12 protein-coding genes are annotated in these 12,956 nt (G+C 59.8%); 8 read left to right on the top strand and 4 right to left on the bottom strand.

Annotated elements, in window-relative coordinates; all coding sequences use genetic code 11:
* Nucleotides 1-189 precede the first annotated feature (189 nt).
* From AB4N43_RS11660 to AB4N43_RS11650, 3 genes are read right to left on the bottom strand one after another with little or no spacing between them, the layout of a single operon-like run.
* Entirely contained in the window at nucleotides 190-579 is a 390-nt protein-coding gene (locus AB4N43_RS11660; protein ID WP_460154071.1) for a DNA polymerase III subunit chi, read from the bottom strand.
* 8 nt (nucleotides 580-587) lie between these two features.
* The gene (locus AB4N43_RS11655; RefSeq protein ID WP_059181573.1) at nucleotides 588-1,016 is read right to left on the bottom strand and encodes a DNA polymerase III subunit chi; all 429 of its coding nucleotides are present in this window, start codon (nucleotides 1,014-1,016) and stop codon (nucleotides 588-590) included.
* Between the two features lie 60 nt (nucleotides 1,017-1,076).
* Nucleotides 1,077-2,567: a leucyl aminopeptidase gene (locus AB4N43_RS11650; RefSeq protein ID WP_027924880.1), complete on the bottom strand. Its 1,491-nt coding sequence runs from the start codon at nucleotides 2,565-2,567 to the stop codon at nucleotides 1,077-1,079.
* A 308-nt stretch (nucleotides 2,568-2,875) separates the two neighbouring features.
* On the opposite strand from AB4N43_RS11650, the gene lptF reads away from it, so the two are divergent.
* The 8 genes from lptF to pdxJ all read left to right on the top strand — a co-directional run bounded on the left by lptF (nucleotide 2,876) and on the right by pdxJ (nucleotide 11,299).
* Nucleotides 2,876-3,994, top strand: a complete 1,119-nt coding sequence (gene lptF / locus AB4N43_RS11645) for an LPS export ABC transporter permease LptF (RefSeq protein WP_027924881.1) — start codon at nucleotides 2,876-2,878, stop codon at nucleotides 3,992-3,994.
* Nucleotides 3,987-5,048 (top strand): LPS export ABC transporter permease LptG, encoded by a 1,062-nt coding sequence (gene lptG, locus AB4N43_RS11640; protein ID WP_027924882.1) that lies wholly within the window; start codon nucleotides 3,987-3,989, stop codon nucleotides 5,046-5,048. The genes lptF and lptG overlap by 8 nt, the downstream gene beginning before the upstream one ends.
* A gap of 170 nt (nucleotides 5,049-5,218) precedes the next feature.
* A complete protein-coding gene (gene lepA / locus AB4N43_RS11635) occupies nucleotides 5,219-7,018 on the top strand; it encodes a translation elongation factor 4 (protein WP_027924883.1) in 1,800 nt (599 codons plus the stop codon).
* Between the two features lie 5 nt (nucleotides 7,019-7,023).
* The gene (gene lepB / locus AB4N43_RS11630) at nucleotides 7,024-7,878 is read left to right on the top strand and encodes a signal peptidase I (protein ID WP_027924884.1); all 855 of its coding nucleotides are present in this window, start codon (nucleotides 7,024-7,026) and stop codon (nucleotides 7,876-7,878) included.
* 184 nt (nucleotides 7,879-8,062) lie between these two features.
* Nucleotides 8,063-8,752, top strand: coding sequence for a ribonuclease III (rnc, locus tag AB4N43_RS11625; protein ID WP_027924885.1), 690 nt, complete (start codon nucleotides 8,063-8,065; stop codon nucleotides 8,750-8,752).
* On the top strand, nucleotides 8,745-9,647 hold the full coding sequence (era, locus tag AB4N43_RS11620) for a GTPase Era (RefSeq protein ID WP_027924886.1): 903 nt from the start codon (nucleotides 8,745-8,747) through the stop codon (nucleotides 9,645-9,647). The genes rnc and era overlap by 8 nt, the downstream gene beginning before the upstream one ends.
* Nucleotides 9,648-9,818: 171 nt before the next feature.
* On the top strand, nucleotides 9,819-10,508 hold the full coding sequence (gene recO / locus AB4N43_RS11615; protein ID WP_027924887.1) for a DNA repair protein RecO: 690 nt from the start codon (nucleotides 9,819-9,821) through the stop codon (nucleotides 10,506-10,508).
* 47 nt (nucleotides 10,509-10,555) lie between these two features.
* Nucleotides 10,556-11,299, top strand: a complete 744-nt coding sequence (pdxJ, locus tag AB4N43_RS11610; protein WP_027924888.1) for a pyridoxine 5'-phosphate synthase — start codon at nucleotides 10,556-10,558, stop codon at nucleotides 11,297-11,299.
* Nucleotides 11,300-11,361: 62 nt separating this feature from the next.
* On the opposite strand, the gene mltF is transcribed toward pdxJ, so the two are convergent.
* Complete coding sequence (gene mltF / locus AB4N43_RS11605) at nucleotides 11,362-12,822, bottom strand: membrane-bound lytic murein transglycosylase MltF (RefSeq protein WP_027924889.1); 1,461 nt, start codon at nucleotides 12,820-12,822, stop codon at nucleotides 11,362-11,364.
* Between the last annotated feature and the right edge of the window lie 134 nt (nucleotides 12,823-12,956).

The following is a 12,956-nucleotide window of genomic DNA, read 5'->3' as shown; positions in this document are numbered from 1 at the left end:
AAGCCGGCAAGTATAGCGGGGCATGGGGCGCAGGGCGAGCAGGTGCGGACAGGGCGCAGTCAAATCCAGCGCTGATCTACTGTGGGAGCGAGCTTGCTCGCGATGGCGGTCGGTCGGTCAACATGGATGTTGAAGGTTATGGCCTCATCGCGAGCAAGCTCGCTCCCACAGGGATTGGGGGGATTCTGGTTATTCGTATTGGCTGAGAAGCCGTTCCATCCGCGCTTCAAGGCGACGTTTGATTTCGGTTTCAATATGCGGGGCGAAGTCGTCGATCACGTCTTGCATGATCAACATCGCAGCAGCGCGCAGTTCGCCGTCCAGGTGCAGCAGGGCGTCGGGGCCTTTGCTGGTGTTCGGCGCGGGTTGCGCGGCAGGGGTGGGCGGTGGTGTCGGTTCGACCGGCTGCGGCACATTGCCGACAGACTCGAACAACATGGGAATCTGTTCCTGATCACCGTCGATGACCGTGTCGGTCAGCAGCGGAGGTTGCAGGTTGTCATCGCCGAGCAATTGGCGGATCGACTCGAGGTCGTCCAGCAGGTGCGCGGACTTTTGCTGCGGTTTCGGAGTGTCCATCGGAATGCTCAGAGTCGCTGTAAACGGTGGTCTTGCAGAGGATAGCCCTGTTCGCGGTAGAAACGGAAACTCTCCCGCGCAGCCGCACGAATCGTCGGATCTTCCACCACTATTTCCGCCACGCGGGCAAATTTGTTGGCGAATACCGGCACTTTCAGGTCGAGATTGACCAGCAGGTCCTGGTGCTGACCGCAGTCTTCACCCAGTCCCAGCACAATCAAACCGTCCGGTTCACTGTCGGCGGGCCCATGAGGGACGAAGCTTTCGCCCTTGAACGCCCAAAGGCGCGCATCAAGGTCGTCGCGCTGGCTAGCATCGCTGCAATGCAGGTAAATGCGGTGGCCCATGCGCCAGGCTTTTTCGGTGAGCTTGCAGGCGAAATCCAGGCGTGCCGAAGGATCGGCGCTGGGCAGGATATAGAAGTCGACTTTGGTCATTGCGGTTCCTGAGCCAGGCGCGGCGTCACCCAAAGGCAACGCCACCCCGGTTCATCGGTTTCAGGCTTTGGCGCGGTCCAGCAGGTATTGGGTCAGCAATGGAACCGGACGGCCAGTGGCGCCCTTGTCCTTGCCGCCGCTGGTCCATGCGGTGCCGGCGATGTCCAGGTGCGCCCAGTTCAGGTTCTTGGTGAAGCGCGACAGGAAGCAGGCTGCGGTGATAGTCCCGGCTTTCGGCCCGCCAATGTTGGCGATGTCGGCGAACGGGCTGTCCAACTGCTCCTGGTACTCATCGAAGAGCGGCAATTGCCAGGCGCGGTCGTCAGCGGTCTGGCCGGCGCTCAGCAGTTGGCCGATCAGTTCGTCGTTGTTACCCAGCAGGCCCGAGGTGTGGGCGCCCAGGGCCACGACGCAGGCGCCGGTCAGGGTCGCGATGTCGATCACGGCTTGCGGCTTGAAGCGTTCGGAGTAGGTCAGGGCATCGCACAGCACCAGACGGCCTTCGGCGTCGGTGTTGAGGATTTCCACGGTCTGGCCGCTCATGGTGGTGACGATGTCGCCAGGGCGCGAAGCGTTGCCGCTCGGCATGTTCTCGGCGCACGCCAGGATGCACACCAGGTTGATCGGCAGTTTCAGCTCAAGCACAGCACGCAGGGTGCCGAACACGCTGGCAGCGCCGCCCATGTCGTACTTCATTTCATCCATGCCGGCGCCCGGCTTCAGGCTGATGCCGCCGGTGTCAAAGGTGATGCCTTTGCCGACCAGGGCATACGGCTTCTCGGATTTCTTGCCGCCGTTGTATTGCATGACGATCAGGCGCGGAGGCTGGGCGCTGCCCTGGCCCACGGCGTAGAACGAACCCATGCCCAGTTCCTTGATTTTCTTTTCATCAAGAACTTCTACTTTCAGGGTTTTGAATTCTTTGCCGAGGTTCTTGGCCTGCTCGCCGAGGAACGTCGGGTGGCAGATGTTCGGCGGCAGGTTACCCAGATTACGGGTGAAGGCCATGCCGTTGGCGATAGCGGTGGCGTGAGTCACGGCGCGCTCGACTTCAGCCTGCGCAGCCTTGATGGTCAGCAGGGTGACTTTCTTCAGGGCGCGAGGTTCCGCTTTCTGGCTCTTGAACTGGTCGAAGGTGTATTCGCCGTCCACCAGGGTTTCAGCCAGCAGGCGGGTCTTGCCGTAGCTGTCGCGGCCCTTGACCACGATTTCGTCCAGCGCCAGCACGGCGTCGGTGCCGCCCAGGCCTTTCAGGGTGTTGAGTACGCCGGCAATGATTTTGCGGAACGGGCGGTCGCCCAGCTCTTCGTCCTTGCCCACGCCAACCAGCAGAACGCGGTCAGCCTTGAGGTTCGGCAGGCTGTGCAGCAACAGGCTCTGGCCGACTTTGCCGGCGAGGTCGCCGCGCTTGAGCACAGCGCTGATCGCACCACCACTCAGTTCGTCCAGCTGTTTGGCCACGGCGCCGAGCTTGCGGCCTTCGCCGACGGCGACGACCAGCGTGGCGGTCTTCAACGTTTCTGGGCTAACGCTTTTTACAACCAGTTCCATGTCCGGGTCCCTGAATAATGGTCAACGTGCGTGGGCAAAACGGCGACGCACAGACGCTTGCTTATATAGATGGTAAGACGCAGGTCACGGCCCGCGACAAAGGCCGCAGTTTGAACCTCGCTCCCTGCGCCTGACAACCCTCGGTTGTACGATCTTCAACGCATTGAACGCCAGCTTGAGCATGCGCAGTGACAGGGGCACTCATTCACAGGATAATGCGCCATCTTTTTCGGCGGCTCTGCCCTGCAGGCTGTCTGATACGTTTGCTTGTTTGGCCGCCTTAGCCTGACAACCCTGGAGTGTCTGGTTTGATTGTCTTCCGTTATCTGTCCCGCGAAGTCCTGTTGACCTTGAGCGCAGTCAGCGCCGTGCTGCTGGTCATCATCATGAGCGGTCGCTTCATCAAATACCTCGCCCAGGCGGCCTCGGGCCTGCTGGATCCGGGCTCGCTGTTCCTGATCATGGGCTTTCGCCTGCCGGGTTTCCTGCAGCTGATTCTGCCGCTGGGCCTGTTTCTCGGGATCCTGCTGGCGTACGGTCGCCTGTACCTCGAAAGCGAAATGACCGTGCTGTCGGCCACCGGCATGAGCCAGCAGCGACTGTTTGTCATTACCCTGTTTCCGGCCACGCTGGTGGCGTTGATCGTGGCCTGGCTGAGCCTGAGCCTGGCGCCACAAGGTGCCAATCAGTTCCAGCTGCTGCTGAATAAACAGGATGCGCTGACCGAGTTCGATACCCTCGAGCCGGGTCGCTTCCAGGCGTTGCGTGACGGGACCCGGGTGACCTACACCGAACAGTTGACCGATGATCGCGTCAATCTGGCAGGTGTGTTCATTTCGCAGAAGAACACCAACTCTGACCAGAAGGATCGCGGGATTTCCGTGCTGGTGGCCGAGAAGGGCCGCCAGGAAATCCGCCCGGACGGCAACCGCTACCTGATTCTCGACAACGGTTATCGCTATGACGGTAATCCGGGGCAGGCCGACTATCGCGCGATCAAGTACGACGAGTACGGGGTATTGCTGCCAAAGCCGGACGTCAGTGACGAAGTGACCGACCGTGATGCGATGAGCACTCGTTCCTTGATGGGGACCGAGGACACGCGCTTGCGCGCCGAGTTGCAATGGCGTCTGTCCTTGCCGTTGCTGGTGTTCATCGTGACGCTAATGGCGGTGCCGTTGTCGCGGGTCAACCCGCGCCAGGGCCGTTTCCTCAAGCTGCTGCCGGCGATTCTTCTTTATATGGCTTACTTGACCATCCTGATTGCCGCCCGTGGCGCCCTCGATAAGGGCAAGATCCCGCCGGCCCTTGGGTTGTGGTGGGTTCACGGGGTGTTTCTGATCATTGGACTCGGGTTGCTTTACTGGGAGCCGTTGCGCCTGAAGATGGCGAGTCGCCGCAGCGCGCTGGAGGTGGCTCGTGGTTAAGCTCGATCGCTACATCGGTAGCAGCGTATTCATGGCCATCCTGGCGGTACTGGGGATCATTCTCGGCCTGGCGACACTGTTTGCCTTCATCGACGAGATGAGCGAAGTCAGCGATACCTATACGCTGATGGATGCTTCCAGTTACGTCTTGCTGACGGCGCCGCGCCGTCTTTACGACATGTTGCCAATGGCGGCACTGATCGGGTGCCTGATTGGCCTGGGCAGTCTGGCCAGCAACAGTGAGCTGACCATCATGCGCGCCGCGGGTGTGTCGATCGGTCGTATCGTCTGGGCGGTCATGAAGCCGATGCTGATCCTGATGGTCGTGGGCGTGCTGATCGGCGAATACGTGGCGCCGGCCACCGAAGTCACGGCACAAGCCAACCGCTCGCTGGCCCAGGGCAGTGGCGATGCGCAAAGCGCCAAGCATGGCTTGTGGCACCGCCAGGGTGATGAGTTCATCCACGTCAACTCGGTGCAGCCCAACGGCATTCTTTACGGTGTGACCCGCTATCGCTTCGATAAGGAGCGGCACATGCTGTCGTCAAGCTTCGCCAAGCGTGCCGAGTTCGACAAGGATCACTGGCAGCTCAGCGACGTCACGACCACGGTGTTCCATGACAAGAGCACCGAAGTGGTCACCACCCCCGTCGAGCGCTGGGATATTGCCCTGAGCCCGCAGTTGCTGGACACCGTGGTGATGGCGCCCGAGTCGCTGTCGATCAGCGGATTGTGGGGTTACATCCACTATCTGGCGGATCAGGGCCTGAGCAATGGCCGCTACTGGCTGGCGTTTTGGGTCAAGGTGTTGCAGCCACTGGTGACGGCGGCGCTGGTACTGATGGCGATTTCCTTCATCTTTGGTCCTTTGCGTTCTGTGACCCTCGGCCAGCGGGTGTTTACCGGCGTTCTGGTGGGCTTCACCTTCCGTATCGTCCAGGATTTGCTGGGGCCTTCGAGCCTGGTGTTCGGTTTCTCGCCGCTGTTTGCGGTGCTGATTCCGGCCGGTGTCTGTGCCCTGGCGGGCGTCTGGCTGTTGCGCCGGGCTGGTTGATCGGGGGTTTTTCCTGACCCCGTCGCCATCTGAATCGCCCCTGTCGCAAGACCGGGGCGTTTTTGTACGTGCCGTCTGACCTGCGAACGTGACGCTTGCGCCGTGGATCAGGTACAATTCCCGGCTATTTTTCGGCGGGCTATGCCTGCAGCCTTTTTGAGTGTTGATCCGTGAGTGATTTGAGTCATATCCGCAATTTCTCCATCATCGCCCACATTGACCATGGCAAGTCGACGCTGGCTGATCGATTCATCCAGATGTGCGGCGGCCTTGCCGAGCGCGAAATGGAAGCCCAGGTACTGGACTCCATGGACCTGGAGCGTGAACGCGGGATCACCATCAAGGCCCACAGCGTCACCCTTTATTACACCGCTCGCGATGGCATCAAGTACCAGCTGAACTTCATTGACACCCCCGGCCACGTTGACTTCACCTATGAAGTCAGCCGGTCGCTGGCGGCCTGTGAAGGTGCGTTGCTGGTGGTCGATGCCGGTCAGGGCGTTGAAGCGCAGTCGGTTGCCAACTGCTACACGGCGATCGAGCAGGGCCTGGAAGTCATGCCGGTCCTGAACAAGATCGACCTGCCACAGGCCGATCCGGACCGCGTCAAAGAAGAAATCGAAAAAATCATCGGCATCGATGCTACCGATGCGGTCGAGTGCTCGGCCAAGACCGGTCTGGGCGTCGACGAAGTGCTCGAGCGCCTGGTCGCGACCATTCCTGCGCCGACCGGCAACTACGAAGATCCGCTGCAAGCGTTGATCATCGACTCCTGGTTCGACAACTACCTGGGCGTTGTTTCCCTGGTGCGTGTGCGTCACGGTCGTGTGAAGAAGGGCGACAAGATCCTGGTCAAATCCACCGGCAAGATCCACCTGGTGGACAGCGTCGGTGTCTTCAACCCGAAACACACCCCGACGGTTGACCTGAAGGCCGGTGAAGTAGGCTTCATCATCGCCAGCATCAAGGACATTCACGGTGCGCCAGTAGGTGACACCCTGACCTTGAGCTCGACGCCAGACGTTGACGTGCTGCCAGGTTTCAAACGCATTCAGCCGCAGGTTTACGCCGGTTTGTTCCCGGTCAGCTCCGACGACTTCGAAGATTTTCGTGAAGCCCTGCAAAAGCTCACGCTCAACGACTCGTCCCTGCAGTACACCCCGGAAAGCTCTGACGCCCTGGGCTTCGGCTTCCGTTGCGGGTTCCTCGGCATGCTGCACATGGAAATCATCCAGGAGCGCCTGGAGCGCGAGTACAACCTGGACCTGATCACCACGGCGCCGACGGTAATTTTCGAGCTGTTGCTGAAAACCGGTGAAACGATTTACGTCGATAACCCGTCGAAGCTTCCGGACCTGTCCTCGATCGAAGACATGCGTGAGCCGATCGTGCGGGCCAATATTCTTGTGCCGCAAGAGCACCTGGGCAACGTCATTACCCTGTGCATCGAAAAACGTGGCGTGCAACACGACATGTTGTTCCTCGGTTCCCAGGTCCAGGTGACCTACGATTTGCCGATGAACGAGGTGGTCCTGGACTTCTTCGACCGTCTGAAATCGACCAGCCGTGGTTATGCGTCGCTCGATTACCATTTCGATCGTTATCAATCGGCTAGTCTGGTGAAACTGGATGTGCTGATCAACGGTGACAAGGTCGACGCTCTGGCGCTGATCGTGCACAAGGATAACGCGCACTACAAAGGTCGCCAGCTGACCGAGAAGATGAAAGAACTGATTCCGCGCCAGATGTTCGACGTTGCGATCCAGGCCGCCATTGGCGGGCAGATCATTGCGCGAACCTCCGTCAAGGCTCTCAGAAAGAACGTATTGGCCAAATGCTACGGCGGTGACGTTAGCCGTAAGAAGAAACTGCTTGAAAAGCAAAAGGCCGGTAAAAAACGCATGAAGCAAGTCGGCAACGTGGAAATTCCACAAGAAGCCTTCCTTGCAGTGCTCAGGTTGGATAGTTAGGTCCTATGTCACTAAATTTCCCGCTGTTGCTGGTCATCGCCGTGTTCGTCTGCGGCCTGTTGGCGTTGCTCGATCTGGTTTTCCTGGCGCCGCGTCGGCGTGCTGCCATTGCCTCCTATCAGGGCAGCGTCAGCCAGCCTGACGGGGTGGTGATCGAGAAACTGAACAAAGAGCCGCTGCTGGTCGAATACGGCAAGTCGTTCTTCCCGGTGTTGTTCATCGTGCTGGTCCTGCGTTCGTTCCTGGTGGAACCGTTCCAGATTCCGTCCGGCTCGATGAAACCGACCCTGGACGTGGGCGACTTCATTCTGGTGAACAAGTTTTCTTACGGGATCCGCCTGCCGGTGATCGACAAGAAAGTCATCGAAGTCGGTGATCCGCAGCGCGGCGATGTGATGGTGTTCCGTTACCCGAGCGATCCGAACGTCAACTACATCAAGCGTGTAGTGGGCCTGCCGGGCGACACGATTCGCTACACCGCCGACAAGCGTCTGTTCGTCAACGGCGAGTCGATAGCCGAGCAACTGGTCGGCTCCGAGCCGGGAACGCTGGGCAGCGCTGAGCTCTACAAGGAAAAACTCGGCGTTGCCGAGCACTTGATCCGCAAGGAAATGAGCCGCTATCGCGCCACGCCGGACCATTCGTGGACCGTGCCCGCCGGGCACTATTTCATGATGGGCGACAACCGCGACAACTCCAACGACAGTCGCTACTGGGATGATCCAAGCATTCCCAAGGATCTGCTGGGCATGGTTCCCGACAAGAATATCGTCGGCAAGGCCTTCGCAGTCTGGATGAGCTGGCCGGAACCCAAACTCAGTCACCTGCCGAATTTCTCGCGGGTTGGCCTGATCAAGTAATCACACACGGCGCTGTTGAACACAGCGCCGAATGCTTTTCTGGAGTCGGCACAATCGGCGCCAGCAGCATGAAGCCAATGATATTCAGGACGTTATTTTTGAACACAGCGTTAATTGTCCCAGGCCTGCGCCGTATCACGGCGATGGCGGTGGAATCCAACCACGAACTCAGCGTGGGTAAACCGTGAGCGTCTCCTTAAGTCGTCTCGAGCGTCAGCTCGGCTACACCTTCAAGGACCAGGAACTGATGGTTCTGGCCCTGACTCACCGCAGCTTTGCCGGGCGTAACAACGAACGCCTGGAGTTCCTCGGTGATGCCATTCTTAACTTCGTCGCTGGCGAGGCGCTGTTCGATCGCTTCCCGCTGGCCCGCGAAGGCCAGTTGTCGCGTTTGCGCGCACGCCTGGTGAAAGGTGAGACGCTGGCCGTACTGGCCCGCGGTTTCGATCTGGGCGACTACCTGCGCCTGGGCTCTGGCGAACTGAAAAGCGGCGGCTTCCGTCGCGAGTCGATTCTGGCCGATGCCCTGGAAGCGCTGATTGGTGCGATCTACCTCGACGCCGGCATGGACATGGCGCGCGAGCGTGTGTTGGCCTGGCTGGCCGGTGAGTTCGAAGGCCTGACGCTGGTCGACACCAACAAAGATCCAAAAACCCGCCTGCAGGAATTCCTGCAATCGCGTGGTTGTGAGCTGCCACGTTACGAAGTGGTGGATATCCAGGGTGAGCCGCATTGCCGGACGTTCTTCGTCGAATGTGAAATCACCCTACTGAATGAAAAAAGCCGAGGTCAGGGTGTGAGTCGTCGTATTGCCGAACAGGTAGCGGCCGCCGCAGCACTGATTGCCCTGGGTGTGGAGAATGGCAATGACTGATACAAACGCAACTCGCTGTGGCTATGTTGCCATCGTCGGCCGTCCCAACGTGGGCAAGTCCACGCTGCTGAACCACATCCTGGGTCAGAAACTGGCGATCACCTCGCGCAAGCCGCAAACCACCCGCCACAACATGCTGGGCATCAAGACCGAAGGCGCCGTGCAGGCGATCTACGTCGACACCCCGGGCATGCACAAGGGCGGCGAAAAGGCGTTGAACCGCTACATGAACAAGACCGCTTCGGCGGCGTTGAAAGACGTCGACGTGGTGATCTTCGTGGTTGACCGCACCAAGTGGACCGACGAAGACCAGATGGTTCTCGAGCGCGTCCAGTACGTGACCGGTCCGCTGATCGTGGCACTGAACAAGACGGATCGCATCGAAGACAAAGCCGAGCTGATGCCGCACCTGAGCTGGTTGCAGGAACAGCTGCCGAACGCGCAGATTATGCCGATCTCGGCCCAGCACGGGCACAACCTCGAAGCGCTGGAGCGTGTGATCGCCGGTTACCTGCCAGAAAACGATCACTTCTTCCCGGAAGACCAGATCACTGACCGCAGCAGCCGCTTCCTCGCCGCCGAACTGGTACGCGAGAAAATCATGCGCCAGATGGGCGCCGAGCTGCCGTACCAGATCACCGTGGAAATCGAAGAGTTCAAGCAGCAGGGCAAAACCCTGCACATTCATGCCTTGATCCTCGTTGAACGCGACGGCCAGAAGAAGATCATCATTGGCGACAAGGGCGAGCGCATCAAGCGCATCGGCACCGAGGCGCGCAAGGACATGGAGCTGCTGTTCGACTCCAAGATCATGCTCAACCTCTGGGTGAAAGTGAAAGGCGGCTGGTCTGATGACGAGCGCGCGTTGCGTTCGCTGGGTTACGGCGACCTGTAAACCTGTTCCAGATACACCGAAGCACCCTGTGGGAGCGAGCTTGCTCGCGATAGCGGTCTGCCAGTCAACATCAATGTTGAATGCCAGGCCCTCATCGCGAGCAAGCTCGCTCCCACATTGGTTTTGGGTAGTTTATAAATCTGTGCTCACTCATTGAGAACGCTGACTTCCATGTCCCAAACCCCACCCATCGGCCAACCCGCCTACGTCCTCCATTCCCGCGCCTACCGCGAAAACAGTGCGCTGGTGGATTTCCTCACGCCGCAAGGTCGGCTGCGGGCGGTGTTGCGCAGTGCGCGGGGCAAGGCGGGGACGTTGGCGCGGCCGTTCGTGCCGCTGGAAGTCGAGTTTCGCGGGCGTGGCGAGCTGAAGAACGTCGGGCGCATGGAAAGTGCCGGCGTCTCCACCTGGCTCAGCGGTGAGGCGTTGTTCAGCGGCCTCTACCTCAACGAACTGTTGATCCGTCTATTGCCTTCCGAAGACCCCCATCCCGGGGTATTCGATCATTACGCCGCGACTCTGCTCGCGCTGGCCGAAGGTCGACCCTTGGAGCCGTTGTTGCGCTCGTTCGAATGGCGCCTGCTGGACGACCTCGGCTACGGCTTTGCGCTGACCATGGACATCCACGGCGAACCCATCGCGCCGGACGGTCTCTACCGTTTGCAGGTGGATGCGGGGCTGGAGCAGGTCTATCTGCTGCAACCCGGTTTGTTCAATGGCACCGAACTGTTGGCCATGGCCGATGCTGACTGGTCCGCGCCCGGTGCACTGTCCGCTGCCAAGCGGCTGATGCGCCAGGCATTGGCCGTGCATTTGGGCGGTCGTCCTTTAGTCAGCCGCGAGCTGTTTCGCAAGCCGTAGTCTCCCCGTATGCTGTGCGCCGAATCTTTAAATTCAGGAGCGCTTCCGTGACCACCAGCAATCGCATTCTTCTTGGCGTGAACATTGACCACGTTGCCACCCTGCGTCAGGCCCGGGGCACTCGCTATCCGGATCCGGTCAAGGCGGCACTGGACGCGGAAGAGGCGGGCGCTGACGGCATCACCGTGCATTTGCGCGAAGACCGCCGGCACATTCAGGAACGCGACGTTCTGCTGCTCAAGGACGTGCTGCAAACCCGCATGAACTTCGAAATGGGCGTCACCGAAGAAATGATGCTGTTCGCCGAGCACATTCGCCCGGCGCACATTTGCCTGGTCCCGGAAACCCGTCAGGAACTGACCACTGAAGGTGGTCTGGATGTAGCGGGGCAGGAAGCACGGATCAAAGCCGCCGTGGATCGCTTGTCGAAGATCGGTTGCGAAGTGTCGCTGTTTATCGACGCGGATGAACGCCAGATTGAGGCCTCCCGTCGTGTGGGTGCGCCGGCGATCGAACTGCACACCGGGCGTTACGCCGATGCCGAAACACCGACTGACGTGGCCGAAGAGCTCAAGCGCGTAGCCGATGGTGTAGCGTTTGGCCTGGCTCAGGGGTTGATCGTCAACGCCGGGCACGGTTTGCACTACCACAACGTAGAAGCCGTGGCGGCGATCAAAGGCATCAACGAGCTGAACATTGGCCACGCGCTGGTGGCGCATGCGTTGTTTGTTGGCTTCAAGTCGGCGGTGTCGGAAATGAAAGCGCTGATCCTGGCCGCCGCAAAAGCCTAAAGCCCAGACACAAAACCCTGTGGGAGCGAGCTTGCTCGCTCCCACATTGGTTTGGGGGGCTGTTAGAGCGGCGCAGGTTCCTGAGCCGGTTTCGACTTGTCGATCCCCGGCACATGCAGATTGCCTTCGGCCACCTGGTCACCTTCAAGCTGTGGCTGCGTGACCCACGTCAGGATGTCGTAGTAACGACGGATGTTCGCCACGAAATGCACCGGCTCGCCGCCTCGGGCGTAGCCATAGCGTGTCTTGCTGTACCACTTTTTCTCGGAAAGGCGCGGCAGGATTTTCTTCACGTCCAGCCATTTGTCCGGGTTCAGCCCTTCCTTCGCCGCCAGTTTGCGCGCGTCATCCAGGTGGCCGCTGCCAACGTTGTAAGCCGCCAGGGCAAACCAGGTGCGATCCGGCTCCTGAATCGACTCGTCCAGTTGATCCTTCATATAGGCCAGGTACTTGGCGCCGCCCATGATGCTCTGCTTGGGGTCGAGGCGGTTGGACACGCCCATCGCCTGTGCGGTGTTCTGGGTCAGCATCATCAGGCCGCGCACGCCGGTCTTGGACGTCACCGCCGGTTGCCACAACGACTCCTGATAACCGATCGCGGCCAGCAGGCGCCAGTCGACTTGTTCCTTCTTGGCATACGCCTTGAAGTGCTGTTCGTATTTGGGCAGCCGCTGCTGCAAATGTTGGGCGAACGTGGTGGCGCCCATGTAGCCGAGGACGTCGACATGCCCGTAATAGCGATCCTTGAGGCGCTGCAGGGTGCCATTTTTCTGCACCTTGTCGAGGTAGGCGTTGATTTCGTTGAGCAGGCTGTTGTCTTCGCCGGCGGCCACGGCCCAGCTCTGGTTGCTGGCGTCGCCGAGGTCAAAGGCGACCCGTATGTTGGTGAAGTACACCTGGTTCATCGCGACTTCGTTGGAATCGACCAGCGTCAGGTCGATCTGGCCTTCATCGACCATGCGCAGCAGGTCGACGACTTCAACCGCGTCGGATTCTTCGTATTCAATGCCGGGGTATTTCTTTTTCAGCTCTGCCAGCTGTTCGGCGTGGGTGCTGCCCTTGAGCACCATGATCTTCTTGCCGACCAGGTCGCCCGCATCGGTCGGCCGTGACTGGCCGTTGCGGTAGATGATCTGTGGGGTGACTTCCAGGTAGGAGTGGGAAAACCGCACCTGCTTTTTGCGTTCCTCACTGCTGACCAGGCCGGCAGCAGCCAGCACCGGGCCGTTAGGCTTGCCCACCTGATTGAACAGGTCGTCGAGGTTGTCGGCGGTCTCGATCTTGAGTTCCACCCCCAGATCGTCGGCGAAGCGCTTCACCAGCTCGTATTCGAAGCCGGTTTCACCGTTACGATCCTGAAAGTAGGTGGCGGGGCTGTTTCGGGTAACCACCCGCAGCACGCCATCCTCCTTTACGCGCTCCAGCGTGTTGGGTTTATCAACACAGCCACTGAGCATCAGGAAGAGTCCGGTTGCGATCAGCCATTTGGCGTACCGCGGACGCAAAGCCGTTGGGGAAAACATCTGCGCAGTATACGCAAAGGACCACGGCCGCCATATCTCGACAGAGGAGGGCTTGTCTGCTAGGCAATTGAAAACCGCTCCGGAGCCCGCAGGAATGGGCCCGAACCGCATTTTGTGACAGAAAAAATAACCCT

The organism is Pseudomonas sp. S2_B07 (genome assembly GCF_054668435.1).
The sequence above is the reverse complement of the archived record's forward strand: the minus strand, read 5'-3'. Positions and strand labels throughout refer to the sequence as shown.